Source organism: Amycolatopsis sp. NPDC114505 (genome assembly GCF_055633615.1).
On the sequence record NZ_JBVKDV010000003.1, the window covers coordinates 82,254 to 101,798 of the forward strand.

Sequence of the window (19,545 nt, forward strand, 5' to 3'; positions counted from 1 at the left end):
CCAGTGCGGGCGCGCCTAACGTGGATGCCAACAGTTGTTGGCAAACTCGGAGGAGCCGTCATGACCCTGCCCACCCGTACCGACGTCCTGATCGCCGGCGCCGGCCCCGCCGGCCTGGCCACCGCGATCGTCCTCGCCGAGGCCGGCGTCGACTTCGTGCTGCTCGACCGCCAGGCCGAAGGCGCGAACACCTCCCGGGCCTGCGTGGTGCACGCCCGGACCCTGGAGGTGCTGGCCGAGCTCGGCGTCACCGAGCGGCTGAAGGAGCTGGGCGTCGTCGTCCCGACGTTCACCGTCCGCGACGGCGCCACGGTGCTCGCCAAGGTGCCCTTCGGCGGGCTGCCCACCGCCTACCCGTACACGCTGATGGTGCCGCAGGACCGGACCGAAGCCGTGCTGCTGGCGCGGCTGCGCGAGGTCGGCGGCGACGTCCACCGCCCGTACGAGGTCACCGCCGTCGCCGGCGACGACACGGGCGTCACGGTCACGACGACCGGCGGCACCGTGCGCGCGAAGTACGTGGTCGGCGCCGACGGCATGCACAGCACCGTGCGCGAGCAGGCCGGCATCGGGTTCACCGGCGCCAGCTACGCCGAGTCGTTCGTGCTGGCCGACGTCCGGATGAGCTGGCCGCTGGACCGCGCGGAGGTCAGCCTCCACCTGTCGCCGGAGGGCGTGACGGTGGTGGCGCCGCTGCCCGGCAGCGACGACCACTACCGCGTGGTCGCGACGGTCGCCGAGGCGCCCGAGCACCCCGGGATCGCCGACATCCAGTCCATTGTGGACGCGCGCGGCCCGGAGGGCGCGCGGTCGCGGGTCACCGAGGTCGTGTGGAGCTCGCGGTTCCGCGTACACCACCGGGTGGCCGACCACTACCGCGCGGGCCGGATCTTCGTGGCCGGCGACGCGGCCCACGTGCACAGCCCGGCCGGCGGCCAGGGCATGAACACCGGCATCCAGGACGCGGTCGCGCTCGGCCGCCTGCTGGCCCGGGTGGCCGCCGGCGAACCGGACGCGCTGCTGGACACGTACGAGACGACCCGTCGCCCGGTGGCGACCGGCGTGGTGGCGTTCACCGACCGGATGACCCGGATGGCGACGCTGCGCCCCCGCCCGGCGCGGCTGCTGCGCAACACCGTGCTCAAGACGGTGTTCTCGCTGCCGCCGATGCGGGAGAAGCTGGCCTACCAGCTGTCGGAGCTCGCGGCGCGCTGACCGGGGGACCACTCGCCCAGCCACTGCTCCACACGGCCGGCAAGAACAGGTAGCCGATCTCGGTCCGGCCGGTGTCGTTGCGGTCGAGCGTGACGATGCCAGTCATTGCGCCGTCGCGCTCCACCGCGAACGAACCGAACCGTCGTTCGGTCCGGAGCGGGGGAGGCCGGGTCAGCGGGTCGGGGGGACGATGCCGTACTCGTGGATCTTGCGGTAGATCGTCGCCCGGGAGATGCCGAGCAGCTTCGCCGCCCGGACCTTGTTGCCGTCCGCGTCTTCGAGGCAGCGGACGATGGCGTCCCGCTCGATCGACTCGAAGCGGTTCAGCGGCCGCCGCGCGACGGTGTGGAACTCCGCCGGGAGGTCGCCCGGGCGGATGGTCCCGGCCCGGCGGCGCTGGGCCACCTTCCGCAGCACCTGGTAGAGCTGGCCGGTGTTGCCCGGCCACTCCGCCCGCATCAGCAGGTGCAGCGCCGCCGCCGAGCAGGTGAGCCTGCCGCCGTAGCCGAGCTTGCTCAGCGCCAGCGGGACCAGCTCCGCCAGGTCCTCGACGTGGTGGCGCAGGGGCGGTACCCGCACCGTCCGCGGGAACGACTTCAGCAGCTCGGCCAGGGCCGGCTTCGTCTCGGCCTCCGGTACGAGCGTGACGACCACCCACGGCGCGTCGGCCCGCTCGCGCAGCTCCCGCAACGTCGTGGAGAGGGCGTTGGCCGCCGGCGTCGTCAGCGCGTCGGCGTGGCGGATCACCAGCGTCCGGATCGGGGCGTCGGCGTGCTCGCGCAGCAGTTCGGCCGCCCAATCGGTGCCGGTGGTCACCGCCGCGTCGACGGTCAGCAGCCGCGCCGCCGGGTGGTGACGCTGGTGTAGTCCCTTGGCCAGGGTCAGCTTGCCGGTGCCCGCCTCGCCTTCCAGTGCGACCCCCTCGCCGCGCTGGTGGCCGGTGTCGAGCTCGTGCCCGCAGCGCAGCCACAGCGGCGCCGAGCCGACCACGCCCGGCAGGTACATCGGCAGCATCGGGGTCGACGGCACCGAGAGGGCTTCCTCCGCCTCGATCAGCTTCACCGACAGCACGCCGCCCGCGGTGTCGGTCTCCCGCTGGCCCGGGACGCGGCGGCAGAACACGCGCACGCGCAGGCCGCTGGACAGCGCGAGCGTCGCCGACGTCCGGCGCCCGTCGGCCAGCGCCTCGGTGGCGTGGCTCAGCAGGACCGACTGGTCGACCGGGTCGAGCAGCTGCCGCGCCCGGTCGTTCATCATCACGATGTCCTCGTTGAACGCCAGCACGATGCCGGTCCACCGGCGGCAGGTCTGCAGGTACGCCTGGAAGAGGATCATCTCCCGCAGGTCGCTGTGCCGCAGCAGCGCCTGGCGGATCTGCTCGGCGGTCGAGCGGGCCAGCGCGATGAGCAGGCCGCCCGCGTCCTTGTACCAGCAGGTGAGGTCGACCGCGCCGATCTTCTTGCCGGAGATCGGGTGGTGGATCGGCACCCCCGCGCACGCCAGGTTCTCCAGGTGCTCGGCGTAGTGCTCGTGGCCGAACACCGTGGTCGCGCGGCCGTCCTCGAGCGCGGTGCCGATGCCGTTGGTCCCGACGGACTGCTCGCCGTAGCTGAACCCGGGCACCAGCTCGACGCGTTCGAGGTGCCGCTTCAGGTCGGCGTCGCCGGTCCGCTGGGTGAGTACGACGCCGCTGGCGTCGGTGAGGATCAGGCTGATCGGCTGGCCGTCGAACTGCTCGCTCAGCTTGTGCAGCACCGGTTCCGCGCCGCGCATCAGCGGGATGTCGAGGTTCTGGTCGCCCTGGAAGAGGGGGTCGATCCGGTCGGCGTCGACGCGGAACTCCTGCGACCGCCGCCAGGAGGCCAGGATGGTCTGCCGGACCGTGCCGGGCGGCACCGGTTCGGCCGTGAGGAAACGGACCCGGGTACGGGCCAGCTCGTCGTCCGCGAGCAGCGTTCCGGGCACCATCTCGTCCACGTGACCTCCACACTTTCCCCGCGGCCCACGTGGGTGCGGGCACACCCGTTGTGCCGCCCGTTCAGCCTAGATCCGGCGCGCGCCGAGTGGTGTCTCAAATTGAGACGCCCGGGCCGCGCGGGCGGCGGTCCGATGGAGGCGCGACCCACCGCTGACCAGGAGGAGTGCCCATGGCCGCCGAGCACGCGGAGACGTACAACCCGTGGACGATCGTCAACCTGGTTTTCACGCATCTGGCCGAACAGGGGCTGCACCCGACGTTCGGCGGGGACGGCCACCCGGGTGAACCGGCCGCGGCGCTGCTGCGCGCACTCGGGATCGCGCCGACCGTCGAAGGGGACGCGCGGGTGCGCACGAGCGTCCACAGCGAGCTCGCCGAACTGCGCGCCCGGATGCTCGGCTCGGACGAAGCGCCCTGAGCAGCGGTTCTGTCTCAGATTGAGACCCGCGTCACTCGTGGCCGCCCCTTGAATGGTGAACGCAGGACGTCCGCCCCGACGGCGAGCGACGGACAAGGAGCCTCCATGAGTCGCCAGAGTGTGGCGAAAGCCCACCAGAAGATCCAGGAACTGTCGTGGGAGCCGGCGTACCACACCCCGGTTTCGCACTACGGGACCGACTACACGTTCCAGAAGGCCAAGAAGAAGGACCCGTTGAAGCAGGTCCTCCGCTCGTACTTCCCGATGCAGGAGGAAAAGGACCACCGGGTCTACGGCGCCGAAGACGGCGCGATCCGCGGCAACATGTTCCGCCAGGTGCAGGAACGCTGGCTGGAGTGGCAGAAGCTGTTCCTGTCGATCATCCCGCTGCCGGAGATCTCGGCCGCGCGGGCGATGCCGCTGCTGTTCCGCACGGTGCCCAACCCGGAGCTGCACAACGGCCAGGCGATCCAGATGATCGACGAGGTCCGGCACTCGACGATCCAGCAGAACCTCAAGCGCCTGTACATGCAGAACTACATCGACCCGGCGGGCTTCAACTCGAGCCTGCGCAACTTCCAGAACGACTACTGCGGCACCATCGGCCGCCAGTTCGCCGAAGGCTTCATCACCGGTGACGCCATCACCGCGGCGAGCATCTACCTCACCATCGTGGCGGAGACCGCGTTCACGAACACCCTCTTCGTCGCCATGCCCGCGGAAGCCGCCGCCAACGGCGACTACCTGCTGCCCACGGTGTTCCACTCGGTGCAGTCCGACGAGTCCCGCCACATCAGCAACGGCTACGCGACCCTGCTGATGGCGTTGTCGGACGAGAGCAACCACCAGCTGCTCGAACGCGACCTGCGGTACGCGTGGTGGAACAACCACGCCGTCGTCGACGCCGCGATCGGCACGTTCATCGAGTACGGCACCAAGGACCGCCGCAAGGACCGCGAGTCCTACGCGGAGATGTGGCGCCGCTGGATCTACGACGACTACTACCGCTCGTACCTGGTCCCGCTCGAGAAGTACGGCCTGGTGATCCCGCACGACCTCATCGAAGAGGCGTGGAACCGGATCTGGAACAAGGGCTACGTGCACGAGGTCGCGCAGTTCTTCGCCACCGGGTGGCTCGCCAACTACTGGCGCATCGACCCGATGACCGACGAAGACTTCGAGTGGTTCGAGTACAAGTACCCGGGCTGGTACGACAAGTACGGCAAGTGGTGGGAGAACTACAGCCGCCTCGCGACGCCGAACGGGCACCACCCGATCGTCGCCGAAGACGTGAACTACGTGTACCCGCACCGGTGCTGGACGTGCATGGTGCCGTGCCTCATCCGTGAGGACATGGTGGTCGACGAGGTCGACGGGCAGCACCGCACGTACTGCTCGGAGACGTGCCGCTGGACCGACGCCGAGGCGTTCCGGCCCACCTACCAGGGCCGCAACACCCCGAACATGGGCCAGCTGGTCGGCGCCCGCGAGTGGGAGACGCTCTATCACGGCTGGAACTGGGCCGACGTCGTCTCCGACATGGGCTTCGTGCGCGACGACGGCAAGACCATGGTCGCGCAGCCGCACCTGAACCTCGACCCCAAGAAGATGTGGACGCTCGACCACCTGCGCCGGATGCCCGAGGTGCAGTCGCCGAACGTGCTCTTGAACCAGATGTCCGACGCCGAGCGCGCCGCGTTCGTGGCCGACTACAACCGCCAGGGCCCGGCCGGCCGGCCGGCGCCCCAGACGGCCTGACGACGCGGGAAGGGCCTGGCATGGCAGAGAAGCACCGCGTCCGGTTCGAACCGGTCGGGATCGAGATCGACGTCGCCGAGGACACCACGATCCTGCGCGCCGCCGCCGAGCAGGGCGTCATGCTCATGCACGGCTGCAAGGAAGGGCAGTGCGCGGCCTGCAAGTCGTTCATCCTCGACGGCGAAGACGTCGAACACGACCGCTATTCGACCTTCGCGCTCCCCGACTACGAAAAGGAGGAGGGTTTCACGCTGCTGTGCCGGGCCCACGCCTACGAAGACCTCACGATCGAGCTGCTCAACTACGACGAGGAGATGATCCAGTCCGGCCTGCCGATCCAGGAGGCCGAGGTCGAGGTCGTGGCCAACGACAACGTCACCCACGACCTGCGCCACCTCGTCGTCAAGCTGACCGATCCGGACCAGGCGCTGAAGTTCTTTCCCGGGCAGTACCTGGACTTCGCGATCCCGGACACCGAGGAGTCCCGGTCGTTCTCCATGGCCAACACCTCGGCCCGTGACGGGCAGCTGGAGTTCGTCATCAAGATCTACCCCGACGGGCTGTTCTCCCGGTTCCTCGACGCCGATGTCGCGGTCGGCGACCGGCTCCGGGTGACCGGCCCGTTCGGGGTGTTCACCCTCCGGGACAACCCGGGCAAGGACCTGGTCTTCGTCGGCGGCGGGGCCGGGATGGCGCCGATCCTGTCGCTGCTGCGGTCCATGGCCGAGCGCGGCATCGACCGGAAGGCGACGTACTACTACGGCGCCCGCCGCGAGGCGGACCTCTGCTTCCACGCCGAACTGCGGGAGCTCGAGGAGAAACTGCCGAACTTCCGCTACGTCCCAGCGCTTTCCGAACCGGGTGACGACGCCTGGGACGGCGAGACCGGCCTGATCACCGACGTCCTGCGCCGGGCCGGCCTCGACCTGACCGGAGCCGACGCCTACGTCTGCGGTCCGCCGCCGATGGTGGAGGCCGCGCTGGAACTGCTGCCCGCGCTCGGCGTCGCCGACAAGCGCGTCTTCTACGACAAGTTCACCACCACGGGCGAAGGGTAAAAACCCATGACAGCCACCTCCGAACGCAGTGTGCCGAAGCCGACGTTCACCGACGCCGAAGCGGGTGCCAAGGTCTTCCCGGACTCCGACGCCCGCCGGTACAACTACTTCACCCCGGCCAAGCGCAAGCAGAGCCACTACGAAGACGTCACCGTCGAGGTCCAGCCCGACCCGCGCCACTACCTGTCGCAGGGCTGGCTCTACGCCTTCGCCGACGGCAAGGCCGGCTACCCGCTCGAGTGGACCGCGCTGAAGGCGTGGGGCTCCGACCGGCCGGTGCCCGAGCGCAGCCCCGGCTCCGGCGGCAAGGGCTACGACTGGCCCGCGCACGGCTGGCACGAGTTCCGCGACCCCAACGAGGAGTGGGAGCTCACGCTCTACCGCTACAACGCGAACGTCGTGCGCCAGCTCAACCAGAACATCGACGCGGCCCGCCAGGCCAAGGCGTTCGAGCAGTGGAACCCGAACTGGGTCGACTTCGTCGCCAAGCACGTCGGCGCCTGGATGCACGTCGACCACGGCCTCGGCCTGTACCTGTTCGCTAACGCCAACCGGCGCGCGCCGACGAACATGCACAACAACGCGATCTCGGTGAACAGCATGCACCGGATCCGCGCGGCGCAGGACCTGGCGCTGTACAACCTGACGCTCACCGAGGAGATCGACGGCTTCGACGGCAGCGCCCACCTGACGACCTGGGCCGAGGACCCGGCGTGGCAGGGCGTGCGGGAGACCGCCGAGCAGCTGACCGGGATCTGGGACTGGTGCGAGGCGATCTTCGCCGCGAACATCGTCTTCGAGCCCCTCGTCGGCGAGCTGTTCCGCAGCAACCTGGTGCAGCAGGCCGCGCCGGCGAACGGCGACTTCGTCACCCCGACGCTGATCGGTGCCGAGGAGTTCGACTTCTCCGAGCGGGACCTCCGCTACACGAAGGCGATGTTCCACCTGCTGATCAACGACAAGGAGTTCGCCGGGCACAACCAGGCGCTGCTGCAGAAGTGGCTGGAGGACTGGGTGCCGAAGAGCATCGCCGCCGCCCGCGCCCTGCAGCCGCTGTGGTCGCAGCCCGACGCCAAGCCGATCCGGTTCGAGGACGGTCTCGACCGGGCGAAGAGCCGGTTCGCCGGAATCCTGTCCGAATTGGGCCTCAAGGCACCCGAGGAGCTGGGCCAGTGACTGTCTTCAAGACCGCGGAAAGTCCGTACAAGACGAACAACACCGCGTCGAACATGTGCGGCTTCACCCTGATGAACAACCAGGTCGGCGCGATCATCGCGGAGGTCATGTCCACGAAGGACAACGTGACCGTGACGCCGTTGCCGTCGATGATCCGGGTGGACGCGCGGGGCCGGACGGACCTGGTCTACGCCGAGGTCGACGAGGCCGCCGGCGAGGAAGAGGGCTGGTTCAACGCGGCCGAGTTCGAGGAGAGCATGTCCACCCACTACGGGCGGATGATCCACGAGGACGACCGGACGATCATGTTCGCCAACCCCGAAGACGCGGCGGAATACCTCGACTTCGATCTGAAGCCCATCAAGTAGTTCAGCTGGAAGCACTCGATCCGCTCAGGAAGGATCACCGATGTACGAAAAAGACGGCGAAAAGTATTTCGTGGTGGACGCCCACACCCACTTCTGGGACGCGAGCCCGGACAACTGGGTGAAGGGGCAGGAGGAATACGCCAAGGGCTGGATCGAGTGCTTCCACGCCTACCAGGGCCTCGGCCCGAAGGAAACGCACTGGCCGATCGACCGCTTCCAGAAGTACTCGGAAGAGCTGATGATGCACGACCTGTTCGAGGTCGGGCACGTGGACACGGCCATCTTCCAGCCGACGAACCTGCGGCAGTGGTACAAGAACGGCTTCAACACCACCGAAGCCGACGCGGCGCTGGCCGAGAAGCACCCCGGCAAGTTCCTCGTCAACACGACCTTCGACCCGCGTGAAGGCGACGAAGGCATGAAGGCGTTCGAGGAACGGGTCAAGAAGTACGGCTGCAAGGGCGTCAAGCTCTACACCGCCGAGTGGCGCGGCGACTCCCGCGGCTGGAGCCTCAAGGACCCGGAAGCGGCGAAGTACCTCGAGAAGTGCGAGGAACTCGGCGTCAAGAACGTCCACATCCACAAGGGCCCGACGATCTGGCCGCTGGACAAGGACGCCTTCGACGTGTCCGATGTGGACCACGTGGCGACGAACTTCCAGGGCCTCAACTTCATCGTCGAGCACGTCGGCCTGCCGCGCATCGAGGACTTCTGCTTCATGGCCACCCAGGAGCGGAACGTCTACGCGGGGCTCGCCGTGGTCGTCGGCGGCCTGATGCACGCCCGGCCGAAGTTCTTCGCCAAGGTCATGGGCGAGCTGATGTTCTGGATCGGCGAGGACAAGCTGATCTTCGGCGCGGACTACGCCATCTGGGAGCCCAAGTGGCAGGTCGAGGGCTTCGTCGACTGGAACATGCCGGGTGACGACGAGCTGTCGGACTTCGCGCCGCTGACGGTCGACCAGAAGAAGAAGATCCTCGGGCTGAACGCCGCCCGGCTCTACGACATCGACGTGCCGGCCGAGCTGCGCCTGAAGGACCCGGAGTCGGTCGAACCCGTCGGCGTGCCGAACTCATGACGGCACTCGACGACCGGATCGTCCGCGCCGACCACACCGCCGTGTGGTCGGCGCTGGGCACCGTCCGGGATCCCGAACTGGACGAGCCGCTGACCGACCTCGGCTTCGTGGCCCGCTGCGAGGTGAGCGCGGCGGGCCACGCCCTCATCCGGCTGCGGCTGCCGACCTACTTCTGCGCGCCCAACTTCGCGTTCCTGATGGTGGCGGACGCCTACGACGCCGTCGCCGGCGTGCCGGGCCTGACCGGGCTCGACATCCGGCTCGACGACCACTTCGCGTCCGACGTCATCAACCGCGGGGTGGCGGCGCGGCGGGGGTTCGTCGCGTCGTTCGAGGGCGAGGCCGTCGACGAGCTGGACAGCCTGCGCTACGACTTCGTGCGCAAGGCCGTGCTCGCCGGTACCGACCGCGTCTGCCGGACGCTGGCCGGCACCGGGCTCGACCCGGCGTCGCTGACGCTCGGTGAGGTCCCGCCGGGGCCGGATGTCGAGCGGCTGCGCGCCCGGCGCCGTGAGCTGGGCCTGCCGGCCGAAGACGGCGACCCGCTGCTGCTGGACCCGGCCACCGGGGCGGCGGTGGCCCCGGCCGACGCGAAGCGCCACCTGGCCTTCGCGCGGCTGACCCGCACGAGCATGGAGGCCAACTCGGGCGTCTGCCGCGGCATGCTGCGTGCCCGGTATTCGCTGACTTCGGATGAGGAGGGCACGGGATGAAGGCCGTGCGGCTGCAGAAGTACCATCAGCAACCGGTGATCGAAGAGGTACCGGAGCCGCGCGCCACCGGGCCCTTCGACGTCGTGGTCAAGATCGGCGGCGCCGGCGTGTGCCGCACCGACCTGCACATCATCGAGGAGCAGTGGGCCGAGAAGTCCGGCGTCGCGCTGCCCTACACGATCGGGCACGAGAACGCCGGTTGGGTGCACGAGGTCGGCCCCGCGGTGTCCAATGTGGAGGTCGGCGACACGGTCATCCTGCACCCGACGCCGACGTGCGGGCTGTGCCACGCCTGCCGCGCGGGCGACGACATGCACTGCCCGAACGGGAGCTTCCCAGGCATCGACAGTGACGGCGGCATGGCCGAGTACCTGCTGACGTCGGCGCGGGCGTGCATCAAGCTCGATCCCTCCACCCAGCCGGAAGACGTCGCGGCGCTCGCCGACGCGGGCATCACCGCCTACCACGCGGTGCGCAAGGCCGTCCCGCAGCTGTACCCGGGCACCACCTGCGTCGTCAACGGCGCCGGCGGCCTCGGGCACATCGGCATCCAGTCGCTGAAGGCGCTGACCGCGGCCCGCGTGATCGTGGTCGACCGCAACGCCGACGCGCTGAAGCTGGCGGCCGAACTGGGCGCCGACGAGACGGTGCTCGGTGACGGCAAGCAGGTCGACGCCGTGCTCGACCTGACCGGCGGCAACGGCGCGGAGGTCGTGCTCGACTTCGTCGCCGAGCAGGGCGCCCAGCAGGACGCGTTCGCGATGACCCGGCGCGCCGGGTCGCACTTCGTGATCGGCTACGGCAGCAACATCGACATCCCGACCATCGACATCATCTCCACCGAGCGCAACGTCATCGGCAACCTGGTCGGCACGTACAACGACCTGGCCGAGCTGATGGTGCTGGCGCAGGCCGGGAAGGTCACGCTCCACACGAAGAAGTACCCGCTGGACGCGGCTCTCGACGCACTGGCCGACCTCGATGCCGGACGCGTGCGCGGTCGGGCCATCCTCACACCCTAGGAGCAGGAAACATGGCGAAGGAACTGCGGTTCGGCTCGGACGCCCGCGACCTGCTGCTGGCGGGCGTGGACAAGCTGGCCGAAGCGGTCAAGTCCACGTTGGGGCCCAAGGGCCGCAACGTGATCATCGAGAAGATCACCGGCTCGCCGGTGGTCACCAACGACGGCGTCACCATCGCCCGCGAGATCCACCTGAAGAACCAGTTCGAGAACATGGGCGCGCAGCTGGTCAAGGAAGCGGCGATCAAGACCAACGACGTCGTCGGCGACGGCACCACCACGGCCACCGTCCTGGCTCAGGCCATCGTCCACGAAGGCATGCGGGCGATCGCGGGCGGCGGCAACCCGGTGCTCGTCAAGCGCGGCATCGACCACGCCGTCGGGCTCCTGGTGGCGCACCTGGAGAAGCAGGCGCACCCGGTGGTGTCCGAACAGGACTACGCACGGGTCGCGGCGATCTCGGCCAACGACGACGACACGGTCGGCGCGGTCATCGCGAAGGCCCTGCACACCGTCGGCGACGGCGGCGTGGTGACGGTCGAGGAGTCGCCGTCGATCGGGATGAGCGTCGACTTCGTCGAGGGCTTCGAGTTCGACAACGGCTACCTCTCGCCGTACCTGGTCACCGACCCGGGCCGGCTGGAGGCGGTGCTCGACGACCCGTACATCCTCATGTCCGCGGAGAAGATCACCAAGGTGCAGCAGCTGATGCCGTTGCTGGACAAGGTGATGCGGGCCCCGCGGCCGCTCGTGGTGATCGCGGAGTCGATCGAGGGCACCGCGCTGTCGATGCTGGTGCACAACCACGTCAACGGCACGTTCCAGTCGGTGGCCGTGCGCGCGCCCGGCTTCGGCGACCGGCGGCTGCACAAGCTGGAGGACCTCGCGGCGATCGTCGGCGGCGCGGTGCTGTCGAAGACGTCCGGGTTCAGCATGGAGACGATGACGCTGGAGCACCTCGGCCGGGCCAAGCAGGTCCGGGTCACCGAGAACGGCACCACGATCGTCGGCGGCGCGGGTACGTCCGACGCGGTCGAGTTCCGGGTCGGTCAGCTGCGGGCGGAGCTGGAGCGCGCACAGTTCGGCGTCGACGAGGACGTCCTGACCGAGCGGATCGGTGCCCTGACCGGCAAGGTCGCGGTGGTGCGGGTCGGCGCGGCGACGCCGGCCGAGCTGAAGGAGCTGCAGCACCGGGTCGAGGACGCCCTGTCGGCGACCCGCGCGGCGATGGCGGAAGGCATCGTGGCGGGCGGGGGAGCGGCCCTGCTGCACGCCGAGAAGGCGTTGGAGAACCTGGGTCTTTCGGGTGACCAGGCGATCGGCGTCGAGATCGTCCGGCGGGCACTGGCCGAACCGGCGTTCCTCATCGCGCACAACGCGGGCCACCCGGCGCACGAGATCGTGGCGCGCACCCGCGAGCTCGGCGACGACGAGGGCTTCGACGCCCTGCACGACCGCTACGGCGACATGGTGGCGATGGGCGTCGTCGACCCGCTGCGGGTGTGCCGCTCGGCGATCCAGAACGGGGCATCGGTGGCGGGTCTCCTGCTGACGACGAACTCACTGATCGCCGAAGAGCAGACCCCGTGGGGCGGCAGCGCGGCCCTGATGACCGAGTTCGGCCCCTTGGACGAGGGCTTGCACCAGCCCTCGCCCGACGCGAGCACCCCGCAGTCCCTCGGGATGGGCCCCTCCGTCGGCTGAGCCTTCGTCCGCTCTCGCTGTCGGAGAACGGAGGTCCCCTTGCCGGTGTCCTGAGCCTCGGTGAGGGGACCTTCGCGTCGCGCCGGGTGGCGTTCGATGGGACCCTGGTGATCATGACGCACTACGTTCTCGCGCAGACGCTGGCGACGGTCGGAGAGTTCGAAGCGAAGGGCTTCCTCGGCACGGTGGGCAAGATCGCCGCGGCGACGGTGATCTTCTTCGTCGCGATCGGCCTGGTGGTGGGGTTGCTGCTGGGGTTCTTCGTCGGCCGCTCGGTGGGCCGGCGCCAGGGTCCGCGCTGACGCTCAGCTCACCAGGCCGTGGCTCGCCAGTTCGCGGCCGGCCAGCTTCTCGATGACGTCCCGGTCCCGCTCCCGCCACCCGGTAGCGACCTCGCCGAGTGAAGCCAGCCGGCGCAACGGCTGCGTTGCCAGTGCCCGCAGGGCCAATACGTCCATCCCCTCGTCGCCGAGTGCTCGCAGCCGGGCTGCCGCCGATGCTCGGCGGGTGAAGTGCCAGCGCAGCGGCAACCACGTCGCCACGAGGGTCAGGACCGGGAGCGCGATGATGATCGCCGCCATCCACCAAGCCAGGTTCTCGACCGCCTCGATCTGCCACCTCCCGGAGTCGACGAGCTTGGTGCCGACGTCCGAGCCGCCGTGCAGTGCGTTCGCCAGCTTGTCGCCGATCAGCGGGATGCCGCCGGCCGAGTTCGCCGCGCTGTCGAACGTGCCGCGCAGCCCCGTCCCCGCTTCGACCAGCCCGTCGCCGGGGGCCCGCAGCTTCATCACCTGGTCGTACACCGACGTCCCCAGCCAGACCGCGGAGATCACGACCAGCAGGGCGAGCAGGTCGCTGACGAGCTGGGCGGTGCGGCGGATCGGCCGTTCGGCGTAGAGCTGCATCGGGACGCCTTTCGCGGTGGGGGAGCGCGGGCGACGGCTACGTACCCGCGCTCCCCACCGGTGAACCGCCGCTAGCGCCGGACGAGCCCGGTCAGCTCGGCCGGCAACGCCCCTTCGTGCAGGACGCCCAACCGCTGCGTCGCCCGGGTGAGCGCCACGTAGAGGTCCGCCGCGCTGTCGGCCAGGATCGCCGCCGGCTCCACCACCAGGACGGCGTCGAACTCCAGCCCCTTCGTCTCCGCCGCCGGTACTGCGCCCGGCACCCCCGGTGGCCCGATCACCACGCTGGTGCCTTCCTTGCCGGCCTCGTCCCGGACGAACTCCTCGATCGCCGCCGCGCGTTCGTCCCCGGTGACCCGCCGGGACCACGGCGGGACGCCGCACGCGCGCACCGACTCCGGCGGCTTGACGTCCGGTGCGAACCCCGCCAGCACCGACGCCGCGACGGCCATGATCTCCGCCGGCGTGCGGTAGTTGACCGTCAGCGAGCGGTAGACCCAGCGGTCGGCGACGTACGGCGCCAGCATCGCGTCCCACGCCCGCGCCCCGGCCGCCGAGCGGCGCTGGGCGAGGTCGCCCACCACCGTGAACGACCGGCCCGGGCAGCGCCGCATCAGCACCCGCCAGTCCATTTCGGACAGTTCCTGCGCCTCGTCGACGACGACGTGCCGGTAGGTCCAGTCGCGGTCCGCCGAGGCGCGTTCGACCAGCGTGCGCGTGTCGGCCTCGACGAACCGGTCGGCCAGGTCCTCGGCGTACAGGAGGTTCTCGGCCGAGAGCATGACGTCCTCGTCCATCTCCTCCCGGTCCAGCTTCATCGACTGGAAGACGCCCTCGGCGTACTCGGCCTCGGCCTTCCGGGCGCGCACGGCCGCTTTCTCTGCCGCCTTCTCGGCCGTCTTGTCCCGGCCCAGCAGGTCGACCAGCTCGTCGAGCAGCGGCACGTCCGACACCGTCCAGGCGTCACCCCGGGCCCGGAACAGCCCCGAATCCGCCGGCGCGGACGTGTAGAGCGACGACAGCAGACCCTCCGGCGTCAGGATCGGCCACAGCTCGTCGACCGCGGCGGTGAACTTCTCGTCACCGGCGAGGTCCTCGAGCAGGCCCTTCCGCATGCTCTCCCACTCGTCGCGGTCGTCCCGGTCCAGCCAGCCCTTGCCGATCCGGCCGATCGCCCGCTCGGTGAGCACGTACGTGACGATCTCCGTGAAGACGCCGCGCGCTTCGTTGTGCGGCAGTCCGCTGTCACGGGCTTCCTGCCGGGCCCACTCCGCGGTCGCGGCGTCGATCCGCACGGTGACGTCCTTCAGCGCGATCGACACCGGCTCCGCGGGCAGCCGCTGCCGGTCGGCGACCGCGGCCTTCAGCACGTCGAGGATCTTCAGGGATCCCTTCAGCCGCGCGGCTTCCGGGACGTCCTCGGCGGTGACGTGCAGGCCCGGCACGAGATCGCCGGTGGTGGTGAACACGACGTCGGTCTCGCCGAGCGACGGCAGGACGCGCCCGATGTGGTTCAGGAACGCCGGGTTCGGCCCGACGACCAGCGCGCCGTGGCGCTCCATCCGCTCCCGCTGGGTGTACAGCAGGTACGCGACGCGGTGCAGCGCCACGACCGTCTTCCCCGTGCCCGGGCCGCCTTCGATGACCAGCACGCCGGGGTGGTCGAGCCGGATGATCTCGTCCTGCTCGGCCTGGATCGTCGCGACGATGTCGCGCATCCCCTCGCCGCGCGGGGCGTTGACGGCCGCGAGCAGCGCTGCGTCGCCCTGCGCGTCCCCGCCGGGACGGCCCAGATCTTCGTCGGTGAACCCGAGGACCCGCCGCCCGCGCGTGTGGAACTGGCGCCGCCGGTGCATGTCCTCCGGGTTCGCGCCGGTGGCGGTGTAGAACGGCCGGGCCGCCGGCGCGCGCCAGTCGAGCAGTACCGGCCGGTAGTCGTCGTCCTCCTCGAACAGGCCGATGCGCCCGATGTAGGACTGCTCGCCCGAGACGGCGTCCAGCCGTCCGAAGCACAGCCCGTTGTCGACGACGTCGAGGCGCTTCACCTGGCGCCCGAGCGAACGCACGCCGACGTCCCGTTCCATGGCGCCCACGCCCTTGCCGCCGAGCGCCGCCTCGTACTCGCCCTTCACCCGCGCGCGCTCGGCGTCGAGCCGCGCGTACAGCCCGGCGACGTGGTCGCGTTCGGACCGCAGTTCTTCTTCGTACCCCTGAGACAAATTTCCCTCTTCGTTCTCGGCCGACGGCGTATCAGGCGGCGGGTGCGCCGAACCACTTCCGCAGCGCACCGGTCAGGTCCGCGCCGTCTTCCCCGGCCCAGACGACGTGCCCGTCCGGGCGCAGCAGCACCGCGGGCACGTCCAGTTCCTCGCTGACGTCGACGACGTGGTCGACCCGGTCTTCCCAGCCCGACGGCGAAAGCGAGCCGGTCTGGTCGAGCAGCAGGCCGCGGCCCGCGTGCAGCAGCCCGTAGAGGTGGCCCTGCTTGAGCTCGACGTCCCGCAGGCGCCGGCCCAGCAGGGCGGGTCCCTCGCCGAAGTCGTAGCGGATCCCGATGGCGATGATCTTTTCGGTGAGGTACCGGTTGACCTCGTCGAAGTCCATCAGCTCCGCGACGAGCTTCCGCGCCGCCTGCGGTCCCGGTTCGAGCAGCATGAGCTCCATCTGCGCGCGGGTGTTGTTCAGGACGTCGGCGGCGACCGGGTGCCGTTCGGCCTCGTAGCTGTCGAGCAACCCGTCCGGTGCCCAGCCGTTGACCTCGGCGGCCAGCTTCCAGCCCAGGTTGAAGGCGTCCTGGACGCCGAGGTTGAGCCCCTGCCCGCCGACCGGCGGGTGGATGTGCGCCGCGTCGCCGGCCAGCAGGACCCGGCCGACGCGGTAGTGCTCGGCCTGCCGGGTGGCGTCGCCGAAGCGGGAGAGCCAGCGCGGCGAGTGCACGCCGTAGTCGGTCCCCGCGGTCCTCCGCAGCTGCTCCTTGAGCTCGTCCAGGGTCGGTGCGGTCCGCCGGTCTTCGGCGACCCCTTCGGCGGGTACGCCGACGCGGTACGTGCCGCCTTCGACCGGCATGAAGCCGAACCGCTTCTGGGTCTTGCGGACCTCGATGTTCGCGGTGTCGATCTCCTCCCGCGACGCGGTCACCTCGACCTCGCCGAGCAGCGTCTCGACGCGGCTGGGCTCGCCGGGGAAGGCGACGCCGAGCAGCTTGCGCACCGTGCTGCGGCCGCCGTCGCAGCCGACGAGGAAGCGCGCGCGTTCGGTCGTGCCGTCGGCCAGCTCGACCGTGACACCGTCGTCGTCCTGCGCCAGGCCGGTCACCTCGGCACCGCGCCGGATCTCGGCGCCGGCTTCGAGCGCGTGCTCGGTCAGCAGGCGGTCGATGACGGGCTGGTGAATGCCGAGCGTGTAGCCGTGCGCGGTGTCCAGCTTCTCCGGCGACGGCTTCGGAATTCCGGCGAAGAAACCCCCGACCGGGTACTTCGTGCCCAGTTCCAGGAACCGCTCCAGCAGCCCCCGCTGGTCCATCACTTCGATGCTGCGCGCGTGCAGGCCGAGCGAGCGGACGACCTTCGTCGGCTCCGCGTCCCGTTCCAGCACCAGCACGTCGACGCCGTGCAGGCGGAGTTCGGCCGCCAGCATCACTCCGGTCGGCCCGCCGCCGGCGATGATCACGTCAGTCAAAAGACCCCCTTGAAATCCCCGCGTTTCCGCAGGTTGTGGCTTCGGCCGAGAATTGTGCGGCACTACGGGGGTCTTGCCGCAAGCCCAGGGGTGCGCTATACATTAGTTACGGAGGGGAGTGGTTGTTCCTCCCGCCGGTTCCGGGACGTCTTCCCAGCTCCAGCTCATCCCGCATAGTCGCAGACTTGCGCCGCGCCGTCGATCTATGACGGCCGTCATAGTGTGCTTCGCGTCGCACTGTGCTGTCATGGATTCATGACAGCTGTCATAGAAGTCCGGGAGCTGGGGGACCACCCGGCGGACCGGGAGTGCGTGGCCGCGCTGGTCGCGGCCTGCTCGCCGGAGAGCCTTCGGCGGCGCTTCATGATGGGCGGCGCGGCCGAGCCGGGCGAGGTCTTCCGGCGGTATGGACGGTTCCTGCTCGCCGGGGCACCCGCGCTGCTCGCGACCCGCGGGGAGATTCCGGTGGGGCTGCTCAATTTCGTCGCGGTGGCCCCGGGCGAGGCTGAGATCGGGATCCTCGTCGCCGATCCGTGGCAGCGGCAGGGGATCGGGAACGCGCTGGCCCGGTGGCTGTGGGCGTCGAAGAAGTTCCCGGGCTGGACGGTGCGCGGCACCGCGTGGGCGGGCAACGCCGGCGCCGAAGCGCTGTTGCTGCGCCAGGGTTTCCGGCCGGTACCGGCCTACGAACGCGGCGAGCGCGACTTCGCGCTGGTCGTGCCGGACTGGGCTACCATGACGGACGTCATGAAGGAGGCAGTCGATGACGAGGACGCCGCGCGAGCGGATGGTGCTCAGCGCCGCGCAGCTGGTGCGGATCCACGGCGTCGGGGCGACCGGCATGCGGGACGTGGTCGCGCACGCCGAAGCGCCGCGGGGGTCCCTGCAGCACTACTTCCCGGGCGGTAAGGACCAGCTGATCGCCGAGGCGGTCGCGTGGGCGGGCGGGTATGCCGCCCGGCGCGTCGCGCGGATCGCGGCGAAGCTCGAGGACCCGACACCGGGCAAGCTCTTCGAGGCGATGGCCGCGCAGTGGCGCGACGAGTTCACCGCACAGGGCTACGACGCGGGCTGCCCGCTGGTCGCGACGGTCGCCGACACGGCGGCCACCAGCGACGACCTGCGGGAAGCGGTCGGCAAGGCGTTCGACGGCTGGCAGCGCCCGGTGGCGGCGACACTCGAGGAGTACGGCGTGCCGGTGGCTCGCAGCACGTCGCTGGCGGTGCTGATACTGAGCGCGTTGGAGGGTGCGATCGTCCTGGCGCGGGCGCACCAGGACGTCGCCCCCTTGGACACGGTGGTCGCGGAGCTGCGGCCGTTGCTCGATGGTGCGGTGCTCCGTTAGAGGCCGCGGAAGAACTCCCGGATGTCCTGGACCAGGATTTCCGGCGCCTGCAACGATGCGAAGTGCCCGCCGGTGTCGTACTCCGTCCAGCGCGTGACGTTGTTGGACAACGCCGCCAGGCCGCGGATCGCGTGGTCGCCGCGGAAGTTCGCCACCGCCGTCGGCACGCCGGACGGTTCCGGCCGGTCGCCCCAGCCGTCCTGGCCGGCCTCCAGGTAGAGGCGTGCGGCCGAGCCGGCGGTGCCGGTGAGCCAGAAGATCGTCACGTTGGTCAGGATCGCGTCGCGGTCCACCGGTGACTGGCTCGTCGCCGTGGGGTCCCAGTCCACGAACCACTCCAGGTTCCACGCGAGCTGGCCGGCGGGGGAGTCGTTGAGCGCGTAGGCGAGCGTCTGCGGCCGCGTCGCCATCTGCGTGGCGTAGCCGGAATGGCCGTACCACCACGCTTCGTTCTCCTTCGCCCGCTTGGCGTCCTCTTCGGACAGTCGCTCGAGGTCGCCGGGCGCGGTCGGGACCCCGGCGTTGGCGACGGCGTTGACGTGCACCCCGAGCACCGACTCCGGCGCGGTCCGGCCCAGCTCGGGCGAGACGATGCTGCCGAAGTCGCCGCCCTGGGCGCCGTAGCGCTCGTAGCCGAGCCGCCGCATCAGCTCGGCCCACGCGCGGGCCGTCCGGCGCGTGTTCCAGCCGCGTTCGGCCGTCGGCCCGGAGAAGGCGAAACCGGGCACCGACGGCGCGACGACGTGGAACGCGTCGGCCGGATCGGCGCCGTGGGCACGCGGGTCGGTGAGCGGCCCGAGGACGCCGAGGAAGTCGGCGACGGTGCTCGGCCAGCCGTGGGTCAGGATCAGCGGCGTCGCGTCCGGTTCGGGGGAGCGGGCGTGCAGGAAGTGCACGCGCTGGCCGTCGATGGTGGTCGTGAACTGCGGGAACGCGTTGAGCCGCGCTTCCTGGGCACGCCAGTCGAAGTCGTGCTGCCAGTACTCCACGAGCTCGGCGAGGTAGGGCTCGCTGACGCCGTAGTCCCAGCCGGCGCCGGGCAGCTCGCCCGGCCAGCGGGTGCGGGCGAGCCGGTGGCGCAGCTCGTCGAGGTCGGCCTGCGGGACGTCGATGCGGAAGGGATCCATGGG

At 70.3% G+C, this 19,545-nt stretch carries 18 protein-coding genes; 13 read left to right on the forward strand and 5 right to left on the reverse strand.

The features are described from left to right. Window positions 1-60: 60 nt before the first annotated feature. On the forward strand, window positions 61-1,215 hold the full coding sequence (locus ACZ7OU_RS29760) for an FAD-dependent monooxygenase (RefSeq protein ID WP_470257741.1): 1,155 nt from the start codon (window positions 61-63) through the stop codon (window positions 1,213-1,215). A 171-nt stretch (window positions 1,216-1,386) separates the two neighbouring features. Here the strand turns inward: ACZ7OU_RS29760 and ACZ7OU_RS29765 are convergent, their stop codons facing one another. Continuing rightward, window positions 1,387-3,183, reverse strand: coding sequence for a sigma-54-dependent Fis family transcriptional regulator (locus ACZ7OU_RS29765; RefSeq protein WP_470259010.1), 1,797 nt, complete (start codon window positions 3,181-3,183; stop codon window positions 1,387-1,389). Between the two features lie 179 nt (window positions 3,184-3,362). Here ACZ7OU_RS29765 and ACZ7OU_RS29770 point away from each other — a divergent pair, with 179 nt between their 5' ends. The 10 genes from ACZ7OU_RS29770 to ACZ7OU_RS29815 all read left to right on the forward strand — a co-directional run bounded on the left by ACZ7OU_RS29770 (window position 3,363) and on the right by ACZ7OU_RS29815 (window position 12,789). Beyond that, window positions 3,363-3,611 carry a hypothetical protein gene (locus ACZ7OU_RS29770; protein ID WP_470257742.1) on the forward strand — a complete coding sequence of 83 codons (249 nt, stop codon included), beginning with the start codon at window positions 3,363-3,365 and terminating at the stop codon, window positions 3,609-3,611. 105 nt (window positions 3,612-3,716) lie between these two features. Beyond that, window positions 3,717-5,369, forward strand: coding sequence for a ferritin family protein (locus ACZ7OU_RS29775; RefSeq protein WP_470257743.1), 1,653 nt, complete (start codon window positions 3,717-3,719; stop codon window positions 5,367-5,369). Window positions 5,370-5,389: 20 nt separating this feature from the next. Further along, entirely contained in the window at window positions 5,390-6,427 is a 1,038-nt protein-coding gene (locus ACZ7OU_RS29780; protein ID WP_470257744.1) for an FAD-binding oxidoreductase, read from the forward strand. Between the two features lie 6 nt (window positions 6,428-6,433). Beyond that, window positions 6,434-7,603: a ferritin family protein gene (locus ACZ7OU_RS29785; protein WP_470257745.1), complete on the forward strand. Its 1,170-nt coding sequence runs from the start codon at window positions 6,434-6,436 to the stop codon at window positions 7,601-7,603. After that, window positions 7,600-7,971, forward strand: coding sequence for a propane 2-monooxygenase effector subunit MimD (mimD, locus tag ACZ7OU_RS29790; protein WP_470243745.1), 372 nt, complete (start codon window positions 7,600-7,602; stop codon window positions 7,969-7,971). Before ACZ7OU_RS29785 ends, mimD begins: the two co-directional genes overlap by 4 nt. Window positions 7,972-8,011: 40 nt before the next feature. Further along, a complete protein-coding gene (locus tag ACZ7OU_RS29795) occupies window positions 8,012-9,049 on the forward strand; it encodes an amidohydrolase family protein (protein ID WP_470257746.1) in 1,038 nt (345 codons plus the stop codon). Next, window positions 9,046-9,762, forward strand: coding sequence for an iron-sulfur cluster assembly protein (locus ACZ7OU_RS29800; RefSeq protein WP_470257747.1), 717 nt, complete (start codon window positions 9,046-9,048; stop codon window positions 9,760-9,762). The genes ACZ7OU_RS29795 and ACZ7OU_RS29800 overlap by 4 nt, the downstream gene beginning before the upstream one ends. Then, window positions 9,759-10,784, forward strand: coding sequence for an NAD(P)-dependent alcohol dehydrogenase (locus tag ACZ7OU_RS29805; RefSeq protein WP_470257748.1), 1,026 nt, complete (start codon window positions 9,759-9,761; stop codon window positions 10,782-10,784). The genes ACZ7OU_RS29800 and ACZ7OU_RS29805 overlap by 4 nt, the downstream gene beginning before the upstream one ends. Window positions 10,785-10,795: 11 nt before the next feature. After that, window positions 10,796-12,487 carry a chaperonin GroEL gene (groL, locus tag ACZ7OU_RS29810; protein WP_470243749.1) on the forward strand — a complete coding sequence of 564 codons (1,692 nt, stop codon included), beginning with the start codon at window positions 10,796-10,798 and terminating at the stop codon, window positions 12,485-12,487. 113 nt (window positions 12,488-12,600) lie between these two features. After that, window positions 12,601-12,789: a hypothetical protein gene (locus ACZ7OU_RS29815; protein ID WP_470257749.1), complete on the forward strand. Its 189-nt coding sequence runs from the start codon at window positions 12,601-12,603 to the stop codon at window positions 12,787-12,789. A gap of 3 nt (window positions 12,790-12,792) precedes the next feature. Here the strand turns inward: ACZ7OU_RS29815 and ACZ7OU_RS29820 are convergent, their stop codons facing one another. The 3 genes from ACZ7OU_RS29820 to rox all read right to left on the reverse strand — a co-directional run bounded on the left by ACZ7OU_RS29820 (window position 12,793) and on the right by rox (window position 17,070). Then, window positions 12,793-13,392 carry a hypothetical protein gene (locus ACZ7OU_RS29820; protein WP_470257750.1) on the reverse strand — a complete coding sequence of 200 codons (600 nt, stop codon included), beginning with the start codon at window positions 13,390-13,392 and terminating at the stop codon, window positions 12,793-12,795. A 71-nt stretch (window positions 13,393-13,463) separates the two neighbouring features. Further along, the gene (helR, locus tag ACZ7OU_RS29825; RefSeq protein ID WP_470257751.1) at window positions 13,464-15,611 is read right to left on the reverse strand and encodes an RNA polymerase recycling motor ATPase HelR; all 2,148 of its coding nucleotides are present in this window, start codon (window positions 15,609-15,611) and stop codon (window positions 13,464-13,466) included. Between the two features lie 31 nt (window positions 15,612-15,642). Next, complete coding sequence (gene rox, locus ACZ7OU_RS29830) at window positions 15,643-17,070, reverse strand: rifampin monooxygenase (RefSeq protein WP_470257752.1); 1,428 nt, start codon at window positions 17,068-17,070, stop codon at window positions 15,643-15,645. A gap of 255 nt (window positions 17,071-17,325) precedes the next feature. On the opposite strand from rox, the gene ACZ7OU_RS29835 reads away from it, so the two are divergent. Both ACZ7OU_RS29835 and ACZ7OU_RS29840 read left to right on the forward strand, forming a co-directional pair. After that, the gene (locus ACZ7OU_RS29835; RefSeq protein ID WP_470257753.1) at window positions 17,326-17,979 is read left to right on the forward strand and encodes a GNAT family N-acetyltransferase; all 654 of its coding nucleotides are present in this window, start codon (window positions 17,326-17,328) and stop codon (window positions 17,977-17,979) included. After that, complete coding sequence (locus tag ACZ7OU_RS29840) at window positions 17,912-18,415, forward strand: LmrA/YxaF family transcription factor (RefSeq protein WP_470257754.1); 504 nt, start codon at window positions 17,912-17,914, stop codon at window positions 18,413-18,415. Before ACZ7OU_RS29835 ends, ACZ7OU_RS29840 begins: the two co-directional genes overlap by 68 nt. On the opposite strand, the gene ACZ7OU_RS29845 is transcribed toward ACZ7OU_RS29840, so the two are convergent. Next, a complete protein-coding gene (locus ACZ7OU_RS29845) occupies window positions 18,412-19,542 on the reverse strand; it encodes an epoxide hydrolase family protein (RefSeq protein WP_470257755.1) in 1,131 nt (376 codons plus the stop codon). The genes ACZ7OU_RS29840 and ACZ7OU_RS29845 overlap by 4 nt on opposite strands. Between the last annotated feature and the right edge of the window lie 3 nt (window positions 19,543-19,545).

Coding starts and splice junctions, on each gene's coding strand:
- ACZ7OU_RS29775 (WP_470257743.1), top strand. CDS start 3,717: ATGAGTCGCCAGAGTGTGGCGAAAGCCCACCAGAAGATCCAGGAACTG.
- ACZ7OU_RS29785 (WP_470257745.1), top strand. CDS start 6,434: ATGACAGCCACCTCCGAACGCAGTGTGCCGAAGCCGACGTTCACCGAC.
- ACZ7OU_RS29800 (WP_470257747.1), top strand. CDS start 9,046: ATGACGGCACTCGACGACCGGATCGTCCGCGCCGACCACACCGCCGTG.
- ACZ7OU_RS29840 (WP_470257754.1), top strand. CDS start 17,912: ATGCGGGACGTGGTCGCGCACGCCGAAGCGCCGCGGGGGTCCCTGCAG.
- ACZ7OU_RS29815 (WP_470257749.1), top strand. CDS start 12,601: ATGACGCACTACGTTCTCGCGCAGACGCTGGCGACGGTCGGAGAGTTC.
- ACZ7OU_RS29770 (WP_470257742.1), top strand. CDS start 3,363: ATGGCCGCCGAGCACGCGGAGACGTACAACCCGTGGACGATCGTCAAC.
- ACZ7OU_RS29760 (WP_470257741.1), top strand. CDS start 61: ATGACCCTGCCCACCCGTACCGACGTCCTGATCGCCGGCGCCGGCCCC.
- ACZ7OU_RS29835 (WP_470257753.1), top strand. CDS start 17,326: ATGACAGCTGTCATAGAAGTCCGGGAGCTGGGGGACCACCCGGCGGAC.
- ACZ7OU_RS29845 (WP_470257755.1), bottom strand. CDS start 19,542: ATGGATCCCTTCCGCATCGACGTCCCGCAGGCCGACCTCGACGAGCTG.
- ACZ7OU_RS29765 (WP_470259010.1), bottom strand. CDS start 3,183: ATGGTGCCCGGAACGCTGCTCGCGGACGACGAGCTGGCCCGTACCCGG.
- groL (WP_470243749.1), top strand. CDS start 10,796: ATGGCGAAGGAACTGCGGTTCGGCTCGGACGCCCGCGACCTGCTGCTG.
- ACZ7OU_RS29780 (WP_470257744.1), top strand. CDS start 5,390: ATGGCAGAGAAGCACCGCGTCCGGTTCGAACCGGTCGGGATCGAGATC.
- ACZ7OU_RS29805 (WP_470257748.1), top strand. CDS start 9,759: ATGAAGGCCGTGCGGCTGCAGAAGTACCATCAGCAACCGGTGATCGAA.
- ACZ7OU_RS29795 (WP_470257746.1), top strand. CDS start 8,012: ATGTACGAAAAAGACGGCGAAAAGTATTTCGTGGTGGACGCCCACACC.
- ACZ7OU_RS29820 (WP_470257750.1), bottom strand. CDS start 13,392: ATGCAGCTCTACGCCGAACGGCCGATCCGCCGCACCGCCCAGCTCGTC.